At 72.4% G+C, this 14,327-nt stretch carries 15 protein-coding genes; 3 read left to right on the plus strand and 12 right to left on the minus strand.

The window, feature by feature from the left end:
* Positions 1 to 32 precede the first annotated feature (32 nt).
* Positions 33 to 1,406 (plus strand): 30S ribosomal protein S12 methylthiotransferase RimO, encoded by a 1,374-nt coding sequence (gene rimO / locus ACFQ2D_RS00765; RefSeq protein ID WP_280941699.1) that lies wholly within the window; start codon positions 33 to 35, stop codon positions 1,404 to 1,406.
* Between the two features lie 30 nt (positions 1,407 to 1,436).
* Here rimO and greB read toward each other — a convergent pair whose 3' ends face one another.
* The 9 genes from greB to ACFQ2D_RS00810 all read right to left on the minus strand — a co-directional run bounded on the left by greB (position 1,437) and on the right by ACFQ2D_RS00810 (position 8,838).
* Positions 1,437 to 1,940, minus strand: coding sequence for a transcription elongation factor GreB (greB, locus tag ACFQ2D_RS00770; RefSeq protein WP_280941700.1), 504 nt, complete (start codon positions 1,938 to 1,940; stop codon positions 1,437 to 1,439).
* Positions 1,941 to 2,456, minus strand: coding sequence for a copper resistance protein NlpE (locus ACFQ2D_RS00775; RefSeq protein ID WP_280941701.1), 516 nt, complete (start codon positions 2,454 to 2,456; stop codon positions 1,941 to 1,943).
* A 66-nt stretch (positions 2,457 to 2,522) separates the two neighbouring features.
* Positions 2,523 to 3,185: a pyroglutamyl-peptidase I gene (pcp, locus tag ACFQ2D_RS00780; protein ID WP_280941702.1), complete on the minus strand. Its 663-nt coding sequence runs from the start codon at positions 3,183 to 3,185 to the stop codon at positions 2,523 to 2,525.
* Positions 3,185 to 4,138, minus strand: coding sequence for a DUF979 domain-containing protein (locus tag ACFQ2D_RS00785; RefSeq protein WP_280941703.1), 954 nt, complete (start codon positions 4,136 to 4,138; stop codon positions 3,185 to 3,187). Before ACFQ2D_RS00785 ends, pcp begins: the two co-directional genes overlap by 1 nt.
* Positions 4,135 to 4,842 (minus strand): DUF969 domain-containing protein, encoded by a 708-nt coding sequence (locus tag ACFQ2D_RS00790; RefSeq protein ID WP_280941704.1) that lies wholly within the window; start codon positions 4,840 to 4,842, stop codon positions 4,135 to 4,137. Before ACFQ2D_RS00790 ends, ACFQ2D_RS00785 begins: the two co-directional genes overlap by 4 nt.
* Positions 4,839 to 5,600: a 5-oxoprolinase subunit PxpA gene (locus ACFQ2D_RS00795; protein WP_280941705.1), complete on the minus strand. Its 762-nt coding sequence runs from the start codon at positions 5,598 to 5,600 to the stop codon at positions 4,839 to 4,841. The genes ACFQ2D_RS00790 and ACFQ2D_RS00795 overlap by 4 nt, the downstream gene beginning before the upstream one ends.
* On the minus strand, positions 5,597 to 6,568 hold the full coding sequence (locus ACFQ2D_RS00800; protein ID WP_280941706.1) for a 5-oxoprolinase subunit C family protein: 972 nt from the start codon (positions 6,566 to 6,568) through the stop codon (positions 5,597 to 5,599). The genes ACFQ2D_RS00795 and ACFQ2D_RS00800 overlap by 4 nt, the downstream gene beginning before the upstream one ends.
* On the minus strand, positions 6,561 to 7,283 hold the full coding sequence (pxpB, locus tag ACFQ2D_RS00805) for a 5-oxoprolinase subunit PxpB (RefSeq protein WP_280941707.1): 723 nt from the start codon (positions 7,281 to 7,283) through the stop codon (positions 6,561 to 6,563). Before pxpB ends, ACFQ2D_RS00800 begins: the two co-directional genes overlap by 8 nt.
* A gap of 58 nt (positions 7,284 to 7,341) precedes the next feature.
* Positions 7,342 to 8,838: a helicase HerA-like domain-containing protein gene (locus ACFQ2D_RS00810; protein ID WP_280941708.1), complete on the minus strand. Its 1,497-nt coding sequence runs from the start codon at positions 8,836 to 8,838 to the stop codon at positions 7,342 to 7,344.
* A gap of 157 nt (positions 8,839 to 8,995) precedes the next feature.
* Between ACFQ2D_RS00810 and ACFQ2D_RS00815 the strand changes: the two genes are divergently transcribed.
* Positions 8,996 to 10,528, plus strand: coding sequence for a transglycosylase SLT domain-containing protein (locus ACFQ2D_RS00815; RefSeq protein WP_280941709.1), 1,533 nt, complete (start codon positions 8,996 to 8,998; stop codon positions 10,526 to 10,528).
* Between the two features lie 36 nt (positions 10,529 to 10,564).
* On the opposite strand, the gene ACFQ2D_RS00820 is transcribed toward ACFQ2D_RS00815, so the two are convergent.
* From ACFQ2D_RS00820 to ACFQ2D_RS00830, 3 genes are all read right to left on the minus strand, one after another.
* Positions 10,565 to 11,578: an MBL fold metallo-hydrolase gene (locus ACFQ2D_RS00820; RefSeq protein WP_280941710.1), complete on the minus strand. Its 1,014-nt coding sequence runs from the start codon at positions 11,576 to 11,578 to the stop codon at positions 10,565 to 10,567.
* Between the two features lie 77 nt (positions 11,579 to 11,655).
* Positions 11,656 to 12,504 (minus strand): archaetidylserine decarboxylase, encoded by an 849-nt coding sequence (asd, locus tag ACFQ2D_RS00825; protein ID WP_280941711.1) that lies wholly within the window; start codon positions 12,502 to 12,504, stop codon positions 11,656 to 11,658.
* The gene (locus ACFQ2D_RS00830) at positions 12,501 to 13,148 is read right to left on the minus strand and encodes an SCO family protein (RefSeq protein WP_280941712.1); all 648 of its coding nucleotides are present in this window, start codon (positions 13,146 to 13,148) and stop codon (positions 12,501 to 12,503) included. Before ACFQ2D_RS00830 ends, asd begins: the two co-directional genes overlap by 4 nt.
* A gap of 86 nt (positions 13,149 to 13,234) precedes the next feature.
* On the opposite strand from ACFQ2D_RS00830, the gene prmB reads away from it, so the two are divergent.
* Positions 13,235 to 14,182 carry a 50S ribosomal protein L3 N(5)-glutamine methyltransferase gene (prmB, locus tag ACFQ2D_RS00835; protein WP_280941713.1) on the plus strand — a complete coding sequence of 316 codons (948 nt, stop codon included), beginning with the start codon at positions 13,235 to 13,237 and terminating at the stop codon, positions 14,180 to 14,182.
* Positions 14,183 to 14,327 lie beyond the last annotated feature (145 nt).

Genomic DNA, 14,327 nt, shown 5'->3' on the forward strand with positions numbered 1-14,327 from the left:
ACGCCAGCGCGTCCCCTCCCGCCTCCCGAATCATGTCCGCAGCCAACCCCAGGGTCGGTTTCGTCAGCCTTGGCTGCCCCAAGGCCCTGGTCGACTCCGAACGCATCCTCACCCAGCTCCGCGTCGAGGGCTACGACCTGGTGCCCAGCTACGACGATGCAGACGTGGTGGTGGTCAACACCTGCGGCTTCATCGACTCGGCGGTGGCCGAATCGCTCGACGCGATCGGCGAGGCGATGGCCGAGAACGGCAAGGTGATCGTGACCGGCTGCCTCGGCAAGCGTTCGGAGATGATCCGCGAGCAGTTCCCGGACGTGCTCTCGATCAGCGGTCCGCAGGACTACGGCACGGTGATGTCGGCGGTGCACGCGGCGGTGCCGCCCAGGCACGATCCGTTCATCGACCTGCTGCCGCGACGCGCGGCCGAGGACGATGTCGGGATCAAGCTCACGCCGAAGCACTACGCGTATCTCAAGATCTCCGAAGGCTGCAACCACCGCTGCAGCTTCTGCATCATCCCCTCGATGCGCGGCGACCTGGCCTCGCGCCCGGTCGACGAAGTGCTGCGCGAGGCCGAACGCCTGGTCGTGCGCGGCGGGGTCAAGGAACTGCTGGTGATCTCGCAGGACACCTCGGCCTATGGCGTCGACCTGCGCTACGCCGAGCGCGAATGGCGCGGCAAGGCGTATCAGACGCGGATGAAGGCGCTGTGCGAGGGCCTGGCCGAACTGGGCGTGTGGACGCGCCTGCACTACGTCTATCCGTATCCGCACGTGGACGACACCATCCCGCTGATGGCCGAAGGCAAGCTGCTGCCCTACCTCGACATCCCGTTCCAGCACGCCAGCCCGCGCATCCTGCGGCTGATGAAGCGCCCGGGCGCGGTGGACAAGGTGCGCGAGCGCATCGCTCGCTGGCGCGACGTCTGCCCGGAACTGGCGATCCGCAGCACCTTCATCGTCGGCTTCCCGGGGGAGACCGAGGCCGAGTTCGAGGAGCTGCTGGATTTCCTGCGCGAAGTCCGCCTGGACCGGGTCGGCGCCTTCGCCTATTCGCCGGTCGACGGCGCTACGGCCAACGCGCTGCCCGATCCGGTGCCCGAGGCGGTGAAGCAGGAGCGGCTGGCGCGTTTCATGGACGTGCAGGCGGAGATCTCGGCGCAGAAGCTCGAGGCCAAAGTGGGCAGCGTGCAGCGCTGCCTGGTGGACGTGGTCGACGGCGACCTCGCGATTGCCCGCACGCGCGCCGACGCGCCCGAGATCGATGGCGTGGTGCAGATCCAGAACGGCCTGGAGGCCGGCCTGCAGCCGGGCGACTTCGTCGACGTGGAGATCCTGGGCAGCGACGAGCACGACCTCTATGGCGAGGCGATTGCCGGCGCGCCGGCACTGCGGGTGCTGGGCTAGCGGACATCGCGCCCGCCGCGCCGCGCGGCGTCAGTCGCCGTAGCGCACGTCGACGATGTAGTAGCGCGCCGGCCCGGCCGGCAGCTGCGCCTCGAATTCGTCGTCGACACGCTTCCTGAGCATCGCCCGCGCCAGCGGCGAGTCGATGCTGATCCAGCCGCGCGCCGCGTCGGTTTCGTCGGGCCCGACGATGCGGTAGCGCGCGGTGTCGCCGGACTGCGCGTGCTCGATCTCCACATGCGCGCCGAAGAACACCGCGCCCGGGTCCGCCGGCGCGCCGTCCACCACGCGCAGCGCTTCAAGCCGCTTGCTGAGGTAGCGCACGCGCCGGTCGATGCCGCCCAGCTGCTTCTTGCGATAGGTGTACTCGGCGTTCTCGGAGCGGTCGCCCTCGGCCGCCGCCGCGGCCAGGGCCCGCACGACCTCGGGGCGCTGTACGCGCCAGAGGTCGTCGAGTTCGGCCTTGAGCCGCGCATGCCCTTCGGGCGTGATCAGCGCGGTGCTCTTCTCGGCCGGGGGACGCCAGCGGCCCATTCAGTTGCGGCGCAGGCTGTAGTTGAGCGTGCTGTCGATCGGCCGGCCCGAGGCATCGAGCGCGCGCAGTTCATCGCGCGAGACGATCTCGAACACGCGGTCGGCCTCGTCCTTGCTGTCGGGATCGAGCAGCAGCCGCTTGCCGGCCTCGTCGACAGTCCAGGTGCCGGTGAGCGAAGTCGTCGTGTCGCGCGCCTGGTAGGTCTGGCGCAGCGCGAACGTGCCTTCGCTGGCGATCTCCAGCCGCATCTCGATGCCGGGACAGTCCGCGCAGGGCAGGATGCCGGCGAACCGGCCTGCGAAGGCCTTGCGGTCGAAGCCCTGCGGGTCCTGCGGATCGTGCCGGACCACGGCGCTGGCGTCCGATCCTTCGAGCATGGGATCGGCCAGCGCGGCTTCGGCGGACTTGCCGGCGGCCTCGGTCCCGGTTCCGGGGGCCGGCGCGGTGGCGGAATCGGGGGCGCAGGCGGCGAGCGCGAGGGCGAGCGTGGGCGTCAGGCAGCGGAACAGGCGCATGGGCGGATTCCTTCCGGGTCGGGTGCGACAAGGATAGGACAGCGCGCCGGCACGGGGCATCGCGCGCTAATGCTCCGCGCCGGCGGCGACCGCGATGTCGACCGGATGCGCGATGGCCGTCTCCAGTGCAATGCGGATGCCGTCCACCATCGCGGCCAGCGGCAGGCCCGGCTGGCCGGGCCGGCGCGCGGCCTGGACGTCCGACCAGGGCACGTGGATGAAGCCGCCGCGCACGCCCGGCCGTCGCCGCAGCGCGTGCATCAGCCCGTAGAACACGTGGTTGCAGACGAAGGTGCCCGCGGTCTGCGAGACCGCGGCGGGAATGCCGGCGGCGGCCACGGCGGCCGTCATCGCCTTGATCGGCAGGGTGGAGAAGTAGGCCGCCGGACCGCGTGCGATCACGGGGCGGTCGACCGGCCGCGCGCCCGCGTTGTCGGCGATGCGCGCGTCGTCGACATTGATCGCCACGCGCTCGAGCGAGATCGCGTCGCGCCCGCCGGCCTGCCCCAGGCATACGACCAGGGCGGGGCGCGTGCGGCGCAGCGCCCGGCGCAGTACGCGCAGCGAATCGCCGAACGCCACCGGCAGCTCGTGGCCGACGATGCGGTGCCCGGCGATGGCGTGCCCAGCCAGCGCCTGCACGATCGCCTGGCTGGGATTGCGGTCGTCGCCGTCGAACGGTTCGAAGCCGGTGAGCAGGATCGGGGAAGAAGCGGGAGCACGGGGCATCAACGGAACACCACCAGGTACATGATCGCGATATTGCAGGCCAGCAGCGGCAGCGCCGTGGCCACCTGCTGGCGGATCACCGCATTGGGATCGCGCAGCTCCAGCAGCGCCGCCGGCACCAGATTGAAGTTGGCGGCCATCGGCGTGAGCAGGGTGCCGCAATAACCCGACAGCATGCCGATCGCCGCCAGCGAAGCGGCGTCGGCGCCGTGCATCCGCACCAGCAGCGGCAGGCCGATGCCGGCCGTCATCACCGGGAAGGCTGCGAAGGCGTTGCCCATGACCATGGTGAAGGCGGCCATGCCCAGCGCATAGGCCAGCACCACCACGAAGCGGTTTTCCACCGGGATCAGCACGCGGATCAGGCCGGCCACGGCCTCGCCCACGCCGGTGGCGGCGAACACGCTGCCCAGCGTGGCCAGCAGCAGCGGCAGCAGCGCGGCCCAGCCGATCGCGTCGAGCAGGCGGCGGGACTGTTCGATCGCCGCCCCCGGCCCGCTGCGCGTGAGCAGCAGCGCGGCCGCGGTCGCGACCAGGCAGGCCACGCCCAGGCCCACGAGCGTGGTGAGCTGCGCCCCGAACACGCGCGTGCCGCCGATCTCCAGGTCCGCGAACGGCACCGCCACCAGCACCGCGACCAGCGGGATCAGCAGCGCCGGCACGAACAGGCGGTTGCCCAGTCGCCGCGCCTCGGCTTCGCGTGCGGCGGGCGTGCCTTCGTCGCACTGCCCGCGGCCGAGGCCGCCGAAGCCGGCCAGGCAGGCGAGCACCACCACCAGGCCGCCGACCCACGCCGGCGGCATGCGGTCGGCCGCCAGCATCGCCAGCGCCAGCAGGCCCCAGAACAGACCGTTGGCCAGGCGGCGCGGGTTGCTGCGGTCGCGCAGCGCACGCAGCGCGCTCCAGGCCAGGTAGGCGCCGACCAGCCAGTAGATCCACTGCAGGTCGATCATCGCGGTTCTCCCGTTCCGGAGCGCGTCGCGATCGCCCCGGCCTCGCGCCGCAGGCGCCGGTCCAGCCGCGCCAGCCGCCAGCCGTGGATGAGGAAGGCGCAGATCGCGGTGGGGATACCCCACAGCGCGATGTGCAAAGGTTCGAGCACGATTCCGTGCTCGGCGTAGAAGCCCTGCATCAGAAGCACCGCGCCGAAGGCGATGAAGATGTCCTCGCCGAAGAACAGGCCGACGTTGTCGGTCGCCGCCGACAGCGCCTTCAGGCGCTCGCGCGCCTCCTCGGGCAGGTCGCCATGTCGGGCTTCCGCAGCGGCCTCGGCCATCGGCGCCAGCAGCGGCCGCACCGTCTGCGGATGGCCGCCAAGGCTGGTCAGGCCCAGCGCGGACGCGATCTGGCGTGCGCCGAGATAGGCGATCAGCAGGCGCCCGGCGGTGGCGCCACGCAGGCGCCGGATCCAGGCCTGGGCATGTTCCTTCAGTCCATGCCGCTCGAGCAGGCCGATCACCGGCAGGGTCAGCAGGAACACGGTGAGGTAGCGCTGCTTGGTGAACGCCTCGCCGAGGAGTTCGAGCACCTGCAGCGGCGTACGGCCGGCGATCAGACCGGTCACCAGGCCGGCGGCCACCACGATCAGCGCGGGATTCAGGCGCAGCGCGAAGCCGGCCACGACCACGGCAATCCCGAGCAAGGGCCAGTAGCTCATGCGGACTCCGGAGCGCCAGGAGGGACGATGGCGATGCCGTCATCGCGCAGCGCATCGTGCAGCGCCGCGGCAAAGGCCGCGGCATCGGGGCGATCGCCGTGCAGGCACAGGGTGTCGGCGCGGATCGGCACCCGGCCGCCATCGATCGCGCGCACCGCCCCGTCGCGCAGCATGTCGCGCACCTGCGCCAGCGCGTCCTCGACGCGCTCGACCACCGCGCCAGGCTGCCCGCGCGGCACCAGGCTGCCGTCGGCCGCGTAGCCGCGTTCGGCGAAGACTTCCTCGGCCACGGCGAGGCCGAGGCGCCGGCCGGCGTCCACCAGCCGCGAACCGGCCAGGGCGTACAGGCGCAATCGCGCGTCGCTGTCGCGCACCGCCCGGGCCACGGCGTCGGCGACCTGCGCATCGCGGGCGGCCAGGTTGTAGAGCGCGCCGTGCGGCTTGACGTGGGCCAGGCGCGTGCCGGCCTGCGCGCACAGCGTGGCGAGCGCCTCGACCTGTGCGTGGACCAGCGCGTGGATCTCCGCCGGCGGCAACGCCAATTCGCGCCGGCCAAAGTGCATGCGATCGATGAAGGACGGATGCGCACCGATCGCCACGCCGTGGCCAAGGCACAGCGCAATGGCCGCGCGCATGCTGGCCTCGTCGCCGGCGTGGCCGCCGGTGGCAATGCTGGCCGAACTGATGCAGGGCACGATCGCGGCATCGTCGCCGCAGCCTTCGCCGAGATCGCAGTTGAAGTCGATGCGCGTGGTCACGGGCGTGCTCCCCTGGCGGCGATGGCGAGCGCGATGCGGTGCATCCGCTGGCGCTGTTCGGCGTTCGCGCGGGCGGCGTCTGCCGGCGTGCAGGGAAGGAAGCGCAGGCGCGCGCCCGGTCGCAGCTGCGCCAGCAGCGGCAGGTCGGCGCGCGGCACGTGGCCGATGCGCGGATAGCCGCCGTGGGTCTGGGCATCGGCCAGCAGCACGATGGGCTGGCCGTCGGGCGGCAGCTGCACGGTGCCGGGCGCGACCGGTTCGGAGACGCGTTCGCGCGCGTCGGCGACCTGCAGTTCCTGCCCCTGCAGGCGCAGCCCCTGGCGGTTGCTGCGCGCGTCCACCCGCCACGGCGCCTGCGCGATTTCTGCCGCGTCATCGGTGCCTGGCAGCAGGCGGATCGTGCAGGGCTCACCGGGCGGGTGCGCGCAGGACAGGGGGCTGGGGTCGATCCACCACGCCGCCGGCCGCACGCGACGCGCCTGGATTGCGGCGGGAGCATCCAGCGGGAGACGGTCGCCGGCGCGGAGCGCACGGCCGTGGCAGCCCCCGAATCCGCCGCGCAGGTCGGTGCTGGCGCTTCCCAGTACCTCGGGCAGCGCGAATCCGCCGGCCACGGCGAGGTAGCTGCGCGCGCCGTCGCGGCACGCGCCCAGGGCCAGCCGCGCGCCGGCGGGCAGGTCGACGGGACGGTGGCAGGGAACGGCGACACCGTCGGCATCGGCTTCGATCTCGGCGCCGCAGAGCGCGACGCGCACCGCCTGCGCGAACCGCAGGCGCGGACCGGCGAGCGTGATCTCCAGCGCGGCCGTCGCAGCGGCATTGCCGACGAGCCGGTTGGCCAACGCATGCGCCCACGGATCCGCTGGACCACCGCTGGCCACGCCCAAATGCCGCAGGCCGAGCCGAGCGGCGGCCTGCACCGTGGTCAGCATCCCGGGCGATTCGACTTCCACGCCGCGCCTAGCCATGCGCGGCGCCCATGCGTGCGTTGTACTCGTCCAGCCCGATCGCGACGAAACGCAGGCGCTGGCCGGGCTGGAGCAGGCTGGGCGGATCGCGCCGCGGGTCGAACAGCGATAGCGGCGTGCGCCCGACCAGCTGCCAGCCGCCGGGACCGTCGCCCGGATAGATCCCGGTCTGTTGCCCGGCAATCCCGACGCTGCCCGCCGGCACGCGCACCCGCGGCGTGGCGTGGCGCGGGGCGGCCAGGGCCGGGTCGAGTCCGAGCAGGTAGGGAAAGCCCGGCGCGAACCCGATCATGCCCACGCGGTAATCGTCGGCGCAGTGGCGGGCGACGACCTCGTCGCGCGCAAGGCCGGTCCGCTGCGCGACGGCCTCCAGGTCTGGCGCACAGGACGGGTGGTAGCAGACCGGGATCTCGACCGGCGCCGCGTCGCGCGGCGCCTTCGCGACCGCGTCGCCGCGCAGTTGCGCCAGCCATTCGCCGACCAGGTCGAGCGCGAAACGGTCTCCGGCCTGCGCGGGATCGACGAACAGGGCCAGCGAGGCGTAGGCCGGCACGATGTCGCACAGCCACGGCGGGCGGGCCCGGGCGATCCGCGCGGCCAGCGCATGGACTTCGCGGTTGAGCGCGGGGTCGATGCGTTCGCCCAGGCGCAGCAGGACCGCGTCCTCGCCCAGCGCCTCGAGCGTGCAGCCGGCGGTGGCGTCGCCCGCCGTCATCCGCGCGCCGTGCGGTGACGCCGATGCGGCTGGCGGGCCGGCGACGGCATCGCGACGCTCAGCGCTTCCTGCCGCCGAGCAGGCTGCCGAGGATGCCGCGCACGATCTGGTTGGTGATGGTGCGCGCGGCCTGCTTGCCCGAGGCTTCGAGCACGCCCTGGCGCCGGCCGGTCCCGAACAGCACGTCGCGCACCGCCTTGCCGAAGCCGCCGTCCCGTTCGGCGGCGCGACCGCCCGCGGCCGGCGCCTTCGCCGCATCGGTGGCCGACTGCGCACGCGCGGCGAGGATCTCCGCGGCCGATTCGCGATCGATGGCGCGGTCGTACTTGCCGCCGACCGGACTGCCCGCGCGCACCTGCGCGCGTTCGGCCTCGGTGATCGCGCCCATGCGGCAGCGCGGCGGCGCAACGAGGGTGTGCTCCACCGCCATCGGCACGCCCTTGTCCTGCAGGGTCGAGACCAGCGCCTCGCCGGTGCCGAGCTTCGAGAGCGTCTGCACCACGTCCAGCGCCGGGTTGGCCACGAAGGTCTCGGCCGCGGTGCGCACCGCCTTCTGGTCGCGCGGGGTGAAGGCGCGCAGCGCGTGCTGCACGCGATTGCCGAGCTGGCCGAGGATCTCGTCCGGCACGTCGTCCGGGAACTGCGAGCAGAAGTACACGCCCACGCCCTTGGAACGGATGATCCGCACCACCTGTTCGATGCGCTGGCGCAGCGCGGCGGGCGCGTCGTCGAACAGCAGGTGCGCCTCGTCGAAGATGAAGACCAACCGCGGCTTGTCGAGGTCGCCGACCTCGGGCAGGTGTTCGAACAGCTCCGACAGCAGCCACAGCAGGAAGCTCGAATACAGGCGCGGCTTGAGCACCAGACGGTCGGCGGCCAGGATCCCGATCACGCCGCGCCCGTCGGGCGTGGTGCGCATCAGGTCGCTCAGCTCCAGCGCCGGCTCGCCGAACACGTGCTCGCCGCCTTCCTGCTCCAGCCGCAGCAGGGCGCGCTGGATGGCGCCGATCGACTGGGGGCTGACCAGGCCGTACTCGGTGGACACCGCCTTGCGCTCCTCGGCGACCAGGCCCAGCAGGGCGCGCAGGTCGGCCAGGTCGAGCAGCAGCAGGCCGCGGTCGTCGGCCAGCTTGAACACGATGTCGAGCACGCCGGACTGGGTGTCGTTGAGCTCGAGGATGCGCGAGAGCAGGGTCGGGCCCATCTCGCTGACCGTGGTGCGCACCGGATGGCCGAGCTGGCCGTACAGGTCCCAGAACACCACCGGGCTGCCTTCCGGCGCGTAGCCCTCGACGCCGATCTGCGCCGCGCGCGCCTCCAGCTTCCCGTTCATCGTCCCGGGCATGGCCAGGCCGGCAACGTCGCCCTTCACGTCGGCCATGAACACCGGTACGCCGATCCGGGAGAAGCCCTCGGCCAGGGTCATCAGGGTGACCGTCTTGCCGGTGCCGGTGGCGCCGGCGACCAGGCCGTGGCGGTTGCCGTAGCGCGGCAGCAGGTGGACCTGGGCGCCGTCGCCGCTGGTGATGGCCTTGCCGACAAGGATGGGCTGCATGCGCGTGGGGTCCCCGGTTGGAATGCGCCGATTCTAGGCCGTGGCGGCGCGCCTCCGCAGCGCCCCGGGGCTGCGTGACGCAACGTGCCGGGTTTCCTTGTGGCCCCCGGGTCCAGCGGCTAACCTGCCCGGCCCCTCGAAACCGGTCCGGTGGTCGATGTCGTTCGCCTCTCCCCTCCTGCGCCGCCTGCTGCTGGGCATCGCGCTCGCGCTGGTCGTCGTCCCCTCGCTGGCCCAGGCCCAGTCCCGACGCACCCAAGCGGCGATCGACGCGCTCAACCAGCGCATGGTCGCGGCCGAGGCGCGCTGGCGCGAGGCGCTGGTGAAGATCGGCAACAGCGACCCGGCCGGGCTCGACGAGAGCAACGCCGCGCTCGAGGACATGGAAGACGTGATCGTCGAGTGCGGCCGGATCAAGGGCTGCGGCTCGGGCAACCTGCTGGCCAGCTACAAGCGCCTGCTCAAGGCCCAGGCCGATGCCGCCGCCGGGGTCACGGGCGAGGAGATGGACGACCCGGGCGGGGAGGGCGACCTGGCCACCGGCGACGTGCCCGACAGCGCCACCGCCGCCTCGCTGCTGGCCGCCGAGGACCGGCGCTTCCTCGAACTGGTCAAGATGAACCCGGCGGTGCAGGGCGCGATCCGGCGCTGGCTGACGGACATGCGCGTGGCGCTGATCACCAGCCACGAGAACTTCCAGTACATGCAGCACCTGATGTCGCCCTCGTTCAAGCGGCGTGGCCTGCCGGAGGCGCTGCTGTTCGGCATCCTGGCCAAGGAATCCAACGGCCGCGTGCATTCGCGCTCGCGCGCCGGCGCGGCCGGGCCGCTGCAGTTCATGCCCGCCACCGGCAGCCGCCTGGGCCTGGGCCCGGACGGGCGCGGCTTCGACACCCGCTACGACCCGCGGGCCTCGGCCGACGCGGCCGCGGTGTACCTCGGCGAGCGCTATGCCGAGCTGGGCGGCGACAACATCGAGCTGTGGCTGGCCGCCTACAACGGCGGCGAGGGCCGCGCGCGCCGCGTGCACCGCGAGTCGGGCGGGCGCAGCTTCTGGGATCCGGACGTGTTCAACCAGTTCCCGCCGGAAACCCGCGACTACGTGCCGATGGTGATCGCGGCCGCCTGGCTGTACCTGCATCCGCGCGAGTACGGCCTGGTGTTCCCCCGCGTCGACGCGCGCCCGGCCACGATCCAGCTCAAGCGCCCGGCCTCGATCTACGAGCTGACCATCTGCCTGGGCAACGGCAACACGCGCGACGGCTACATGCGCGTGCTGCGCAACCTCAATCCGCAGTACGAGGCCGAAGCCTGGATCCCGGAAGGCACGCGCCTGAACGCGACCGTGCGCATGGCCGGGCTGTACGAGCGCTGGTGCACGCGTGGTCCGCGCGCCGACCTGGCCCGGCAGCTGGTGAACAGCGATCCGTCCACCGCGGTGGTGCGGGTGGGCAACGTCGAGGCCGTGACCCTGCCCGACGGCAGCGTGGTCCAGCAGGCCGTCGCGCCGGTCCCCGCGCCTGCACCGGCCGCGCCGCGTACGCACCGCGTGGCATCCGGCGAGACCCTGGTCGCGATCGCCCGCCGCTACAGCTGCGACACCAGGACGCTGGCGGCGGCCAACGGCCTCAAGCCGCCGCGCTACGTGCTGCGGCAGGGCCAGCAGCTCAAGCTGGAAGGCTGCCGCTGAGCCTGCGGCGGCGCCTGCGCGCCGCCGCCCGACCGGTCAGGGATGCGCGTGGGCAAGGTGGCCGTGCACGTGGTCGCCGCGCAGCGCCAGCGCGCGGTAGGCGACCGCTTCGGATGCGCTGAAGCCCGCGTCCCCGCCGCGCCGGCGGCCCTGCGCGGTCGTGTCCTCGCCCAGCACCAGGCGCGCGCCCAGGCCGGCGAACAGGTAGCGCTGGCCATAGGCCTTCTGCAGGGCGGCGAAGGTGGCCTCTCCGGTGCAGTGGCCGGGCGCGATGAAGTCGATCTCGTACGGGGCCAGCGTCTCGAGCACCCCGGCGATGGCGGCATCGTCGGCGTTGACGTAGTGGAAGCCGCCGACCACCAGGTGGACGTCCGGATCGATCTTCGCCGCCTCGGCGACGATCACCGGCAGGCCCGGGTGCGAGCAGCCGACCACCAGCAGCAGGCCGGCGTCGGTGCGCACCGCCAGCGACAGCTCGCGCAGTTCGCGCGTGCCGGCGACGTCCGAGACGGTGATGATCGCCCACACGCCCGGCGCGATCTCGGTGGTGGCCGCATGCGGCTTGAAGTTGGCCCCCGGCCACGCGCTGCCGAACTGCAGCGTTTCCGGCGGCTGGCCGTCGAAGTAGCGCTGGCGCGCGGGCAGGGACGGGTCCTTGCGGTAGAAGCCCGAGGGCAGGGATGAGCCGTAGATGCCGAAGCCCTCCTGCGGCGCATGCACCACCACGTCGGGGTTGGCCTCCAGCACCACCGCCAGCCCGGCCATGTGGTCGGCGTGGCGGTGCGAGAGCACGACGGTGTCGATCGTCGCCAGGTCCACGCCGGCAGCCTTCACGTTATGCGCGAACACCCCCGCGTCGTTGCCGGTGTCGAACAGGATGCGGCGACCGTCGACCTCCACCAGCGCGGCGAAACCCCAGTCCTTGCGCAGCGGCCCGGCGTCGCCGAAGGCGTCGTAGAGCACGGTCACGGTGGGCTGGGCGGGCGAGGCGGCCACCGGGCCGGCACCGGCCAGGAACAGGGCGAAGAGGGCGGGCAGCAACGGGCGCATGGCATCGGTCTCGGTGGAACGGGACCAAGAGCCTATGCCGCTGGCGCATCCGGCCATCATTGCCGGATGGAATGAGCTTATGCGGACGTGCGCCTCGCCAGCGCCTGGCCCAGTCGCACCGGCGTCTCGGCCGTCAGCGCCGGCTCGAGCTCGGCCACGCCGTCGGGCAGCAGCACGATCACGGTCGAGCCGTAGTTGAAGCGGGCCATCTCCTCGAAACGCTCCAGCACGACGTCTTCGCTGGTCCAGTTCTTCGAGGTGATGCGGTCGCCGTAGGCGGGGATCTCCTCGCCGCTCCAGACCGTCTCCACGCCCGAGACCAGCAGCGCGCCGACCATCACCACCGCCATCGGCCCGAAGTCGGTGTCGAAATGGCAGACCAGGCGCTCGTTGCGCGCGAACAGGCGCGGCACCGAGGCCACTGCGTCCGGTCCCACCGAGAACAGCCGGCCCGGCACGTGCACCGTCTCGCGCAGGCGCCCGGTCCAGGGCATGTGCACGCGGTGGTAGTCCTTCGGCGAGAGGTACACCGTCGCGTAGCGACCGTTGTCGTAGGCGCGCGCGGCATCCTCGCTGCCGAGCAGTTCGGCGGCGGTGAACGAACGTCCCTTGGCCTGGAAGATGCGGCCCTGCTCGATCCGGCCGCACTGGCTCACGCGGCCGTCGGCCGGCATCAGCAGCGCCTGCGGATCGGGGTCGGGCACGCGCGCGCCCGGCTTGAGCGCGCGGGTGAAGAAGGCGTTGAAGGTGGGATAGGCGCCCGGGTCGGATTCCAGCGCTTCCGACAGGTCGACGCCGAAGCGGCGCGTCACCGTGTCGATCAGCCAGGCGCGGGTGCGCGGGTTGTCCGAGTACGCCAGCGAGCGCGCCAGCGAGGACAGCAGCCGGTGCGGCAGCACCCAGGTCAGGGCGGTGACGAGGTTCATCGCATGTCCCGGCTGAGTTCGAGCAGGTCGGCGGCGATCGCGGCCGGGTCGTCCACCGCGCTGCCCGTCACCACCCCGGCCATGCGGCCGCGCGGGTCGAGCAGGGCCATCGAGGCGCTGTGGTCGATCGAATACTGGTTGGCCGGCGCGCCGTCCGGCGGCGGCACCTTGGCGAACACCATCGACAGCGAGCGGGTGAAGGCCTCCAGGGAAGGCACGTCGGCAGTGGCCGCGAGCGTGTCGCGGTGGAAGGCGTGGGCGTATTCGCCGATGCGGTCGGGCGTGTCGCGCTCCGGATCGACCGAGACGAACAGCACCCGCGGACGGGTCGATTCCGGCAGCGCCTCCCACTGGCGCTGGGCCTGCGCCAGTTGCGCCAGCGTGGTCGGGCACACGTCCGGGCAGTAGGTGAAGCCGATGAACACCAGGGTCCAGTGCCCGTGCAGCTCGCCGGGCATCAGCTGGGTGCCGTCGGACTGCTGCAGGGCGAAATCGGGCAGTTCGCGCGGCTGCGGGAACAGTTTCACCGCCTGCAGCCGGGGCTGCTGCGCCTCGGGGGCCGCGAAGAACTTGCGCGAGGCCAGCAGGCCGAGGCCGGCGAACAGCGCGACCAGCAGCACGACGATGACGGTGCGGTTGAACATCCGGGAATCCTGTCGGTCAGCGGGCCATGATACCCCGGCCGCCGCTATACTCGCCGACCGGCGTCGTGCCGGCACGGGCCCCCGCCATGACCGACGAACTGCAGACGATCATCGACCTGATCCGCTACGGCGCCAGCCGTTTCAGCGCGGCCGGGCTGACCTTCGGGCACAGCTACGACAACGCCATCGACGAGGCGACGCAGCTCACCCTGCATGCCCTGCACCTGCCGCACGACCTGGGACCGGCCTATGGCCAGGCGCGGGTCACGCTGGCCGAGAAGGAAGACGTGCTGGCGCTGTTCCTGCGTCGCATCGAGGAGCGCGTGCCGGCGGCCTACCTCACCGGCGAAGCCTGGTTCGCGGGCCTGAGCTTCAAGAGCGACGCGCGCGCGCTGGTGCCGCGTTCGCCGATCGCCGAGCTGATCCTCACCGGATTCGAGCCCTGGCTGGGCGGGCGCGAGGTGCGCCGCGCGCTGGACCTGTGCACCGGCTCGGGCTGCATCGCCATCGCCATGGCGCACTACAACCCCGACTGGCACGTGGACGGCGCCGACATCAGCGACGAGGCGCTGTCGCTGGCGCGCGAGAACGAGGCGCGCCTGCTGGTCGGGAACACCCGCTTCGTGACGTCCGACCTGTTCGCCGGCCTGCAGGGCGAGCACTACGACCTGATCGTGACCAACCCGCCCTACGTCACCAACGACGAAACCGACGCGCTGCCGCAGGAGTATTCCTACGAGCCCGAGCTCGGCCTGCGCGCCGGCGACGACGGCCTGGACATCGTGTTGCGCATCCTGCGCGACGCGCCGCTGCACCTGACCGAGGAGGGCCTGCTGGTCTGCGAGGTTGGCGAATCCGAGCGGCACCTGGTGAAGCTGCTGCCGGAGCTGCCGCTGGTGTGGGTGGAGTTCAAGGTCGGGCAGATGGGTGTCTTCGTGGTCGAGCGCCACGATCTGGTCGCGCACCACGCGCGGATCCGCGCGCTGGCCGATGCGCGGGAAGGCGCCGGGTCGTCGCCCGACGGCCTGTTCTGAGCCGCTGCCCGGCAGGCCCGCGAGCCGCGCCGTCGCTGCTCCGCGGCGGTTGCGCCTGAAACCGCGGCGCCGCGCGACCTGCCGGGTTTCAAGCCGGAAGCGCGGGTGCGACACTGGCGCTGCGCCGCAGCACGGCGCGCGGGCC

This window comes from Luteimonas composti, from assembly GCF_042678665.1.
GTDB classification, from domain to species: Bacteria; Pseudomonadota; Gammaproteobacteria; order Xanthomonadales; family Xanthomonadaceae; genus Luteimonas; species Luteimonas composti.

Excerpts from the sequence above, each read along its gene's own strand:
- ACFQ2D_RS00785 (WP_280941703.1), bottom strand. The coding sequence starts at position 4,138 with ATGATCGACCTGCAGTGGATCTACTGGCTGGTCGGCGCCTACCTGGCC.
- pcp (WP_280941702.1), bottom strand. The coding sequence starts at position 3,185 with ATGCCCCGTGCTCCCGCTTCTTCCCCGATCCTGCTCACCGGCTTCGAA.
- ACFQ2D_RS00830 (WP_280941712.1), bottom strand. The coding sequence starts at position 13,148 with ATGTTCAACCGCACCGTCATCGTCGTGCTGCTGGTCGCGCTGTTCGCC.
- ACFQ2D_RS00820 (WP_280941710.1), bottom strand. The coding sequence starts at position 11,578 with ATGCGCCCGTTGCTGCCCGCCCTCTTCGCCCTGTTCCTGGCCGGTGCC.
- asd (WP_280941711.1), bottom strand. The coding sequence starts at position 12,504 with ATGAACCTCGTCACCGCCCTGACCTGGGTGCTGCCGCACCGGCTGCTG.
- greB (WP_280941700.1), bottom strand. The coding sequence starts at position 1,940 with ATGGGCCGCTGGCGTCCCCCGGCCGAGAAGAGCACCGCGCTGATCACG.
- prmB (WP_280941713.1), top strand. The coding sequence starts at position 13,235 with ATGACCGACGAACTGCAGACGATCATCGACCTGATCCGCTACGGCGCC.
- ACFQ2D_RS00815 (WP_280941709.1), top strand. The coding sequence starts at position 8,996 with ATGTCGTTCGCCTCTCCCCTCCTGCGCCGCCTGCTGCTGGGCATCGCG.
- ACFQ2D_RS00790 (WP_280941704.1), bottom strand. The coding sequence starts at position 4,842 with ATGAGCTACTGGCCCTTGCTCGGGATTGCCGTGGTCGTGGCCGGCTTC.
- ACFQ2D_RS00775 (WP_280941701.1), bottom strand. The coding sequence starts at position 2,456 with ATGCGCCTGTTCCGCTGCCTGACGCCCACGCTCGCCCTCGCGCTCGCC.
- rimO (WP_280941699.1), top strand. The coding sequence starts at position 33 with ATGTCCGCAGCCAACCCCAGGGTCGGTTTCGTCAGCCTTGGCTGCCCC.
- ACFQ2D_RS00810 (WP_280941708.1), bottom strand. The coding sequence starts at position 8,838 with ATGCAGCCCATCCTTGTCGGCAAGGCCATCACCAGCGGCGACGGCGCC.
- ACFQ2D_RS00800 (WP_280941706.1), bottom strand. The coding sequence starts at position 6,568 with ATGGCTAGGCGCGGCGTGGAAGTCGAATCGCCCGGGATGCTGACCACG.
- pxpB (WP_280941707.1), bottom strand. The coding sequence starts at position 7,283 with ATGACGGCGGGCGACGCCACCGCCGGCTGCACGCTCGAGGCGCTGGGC.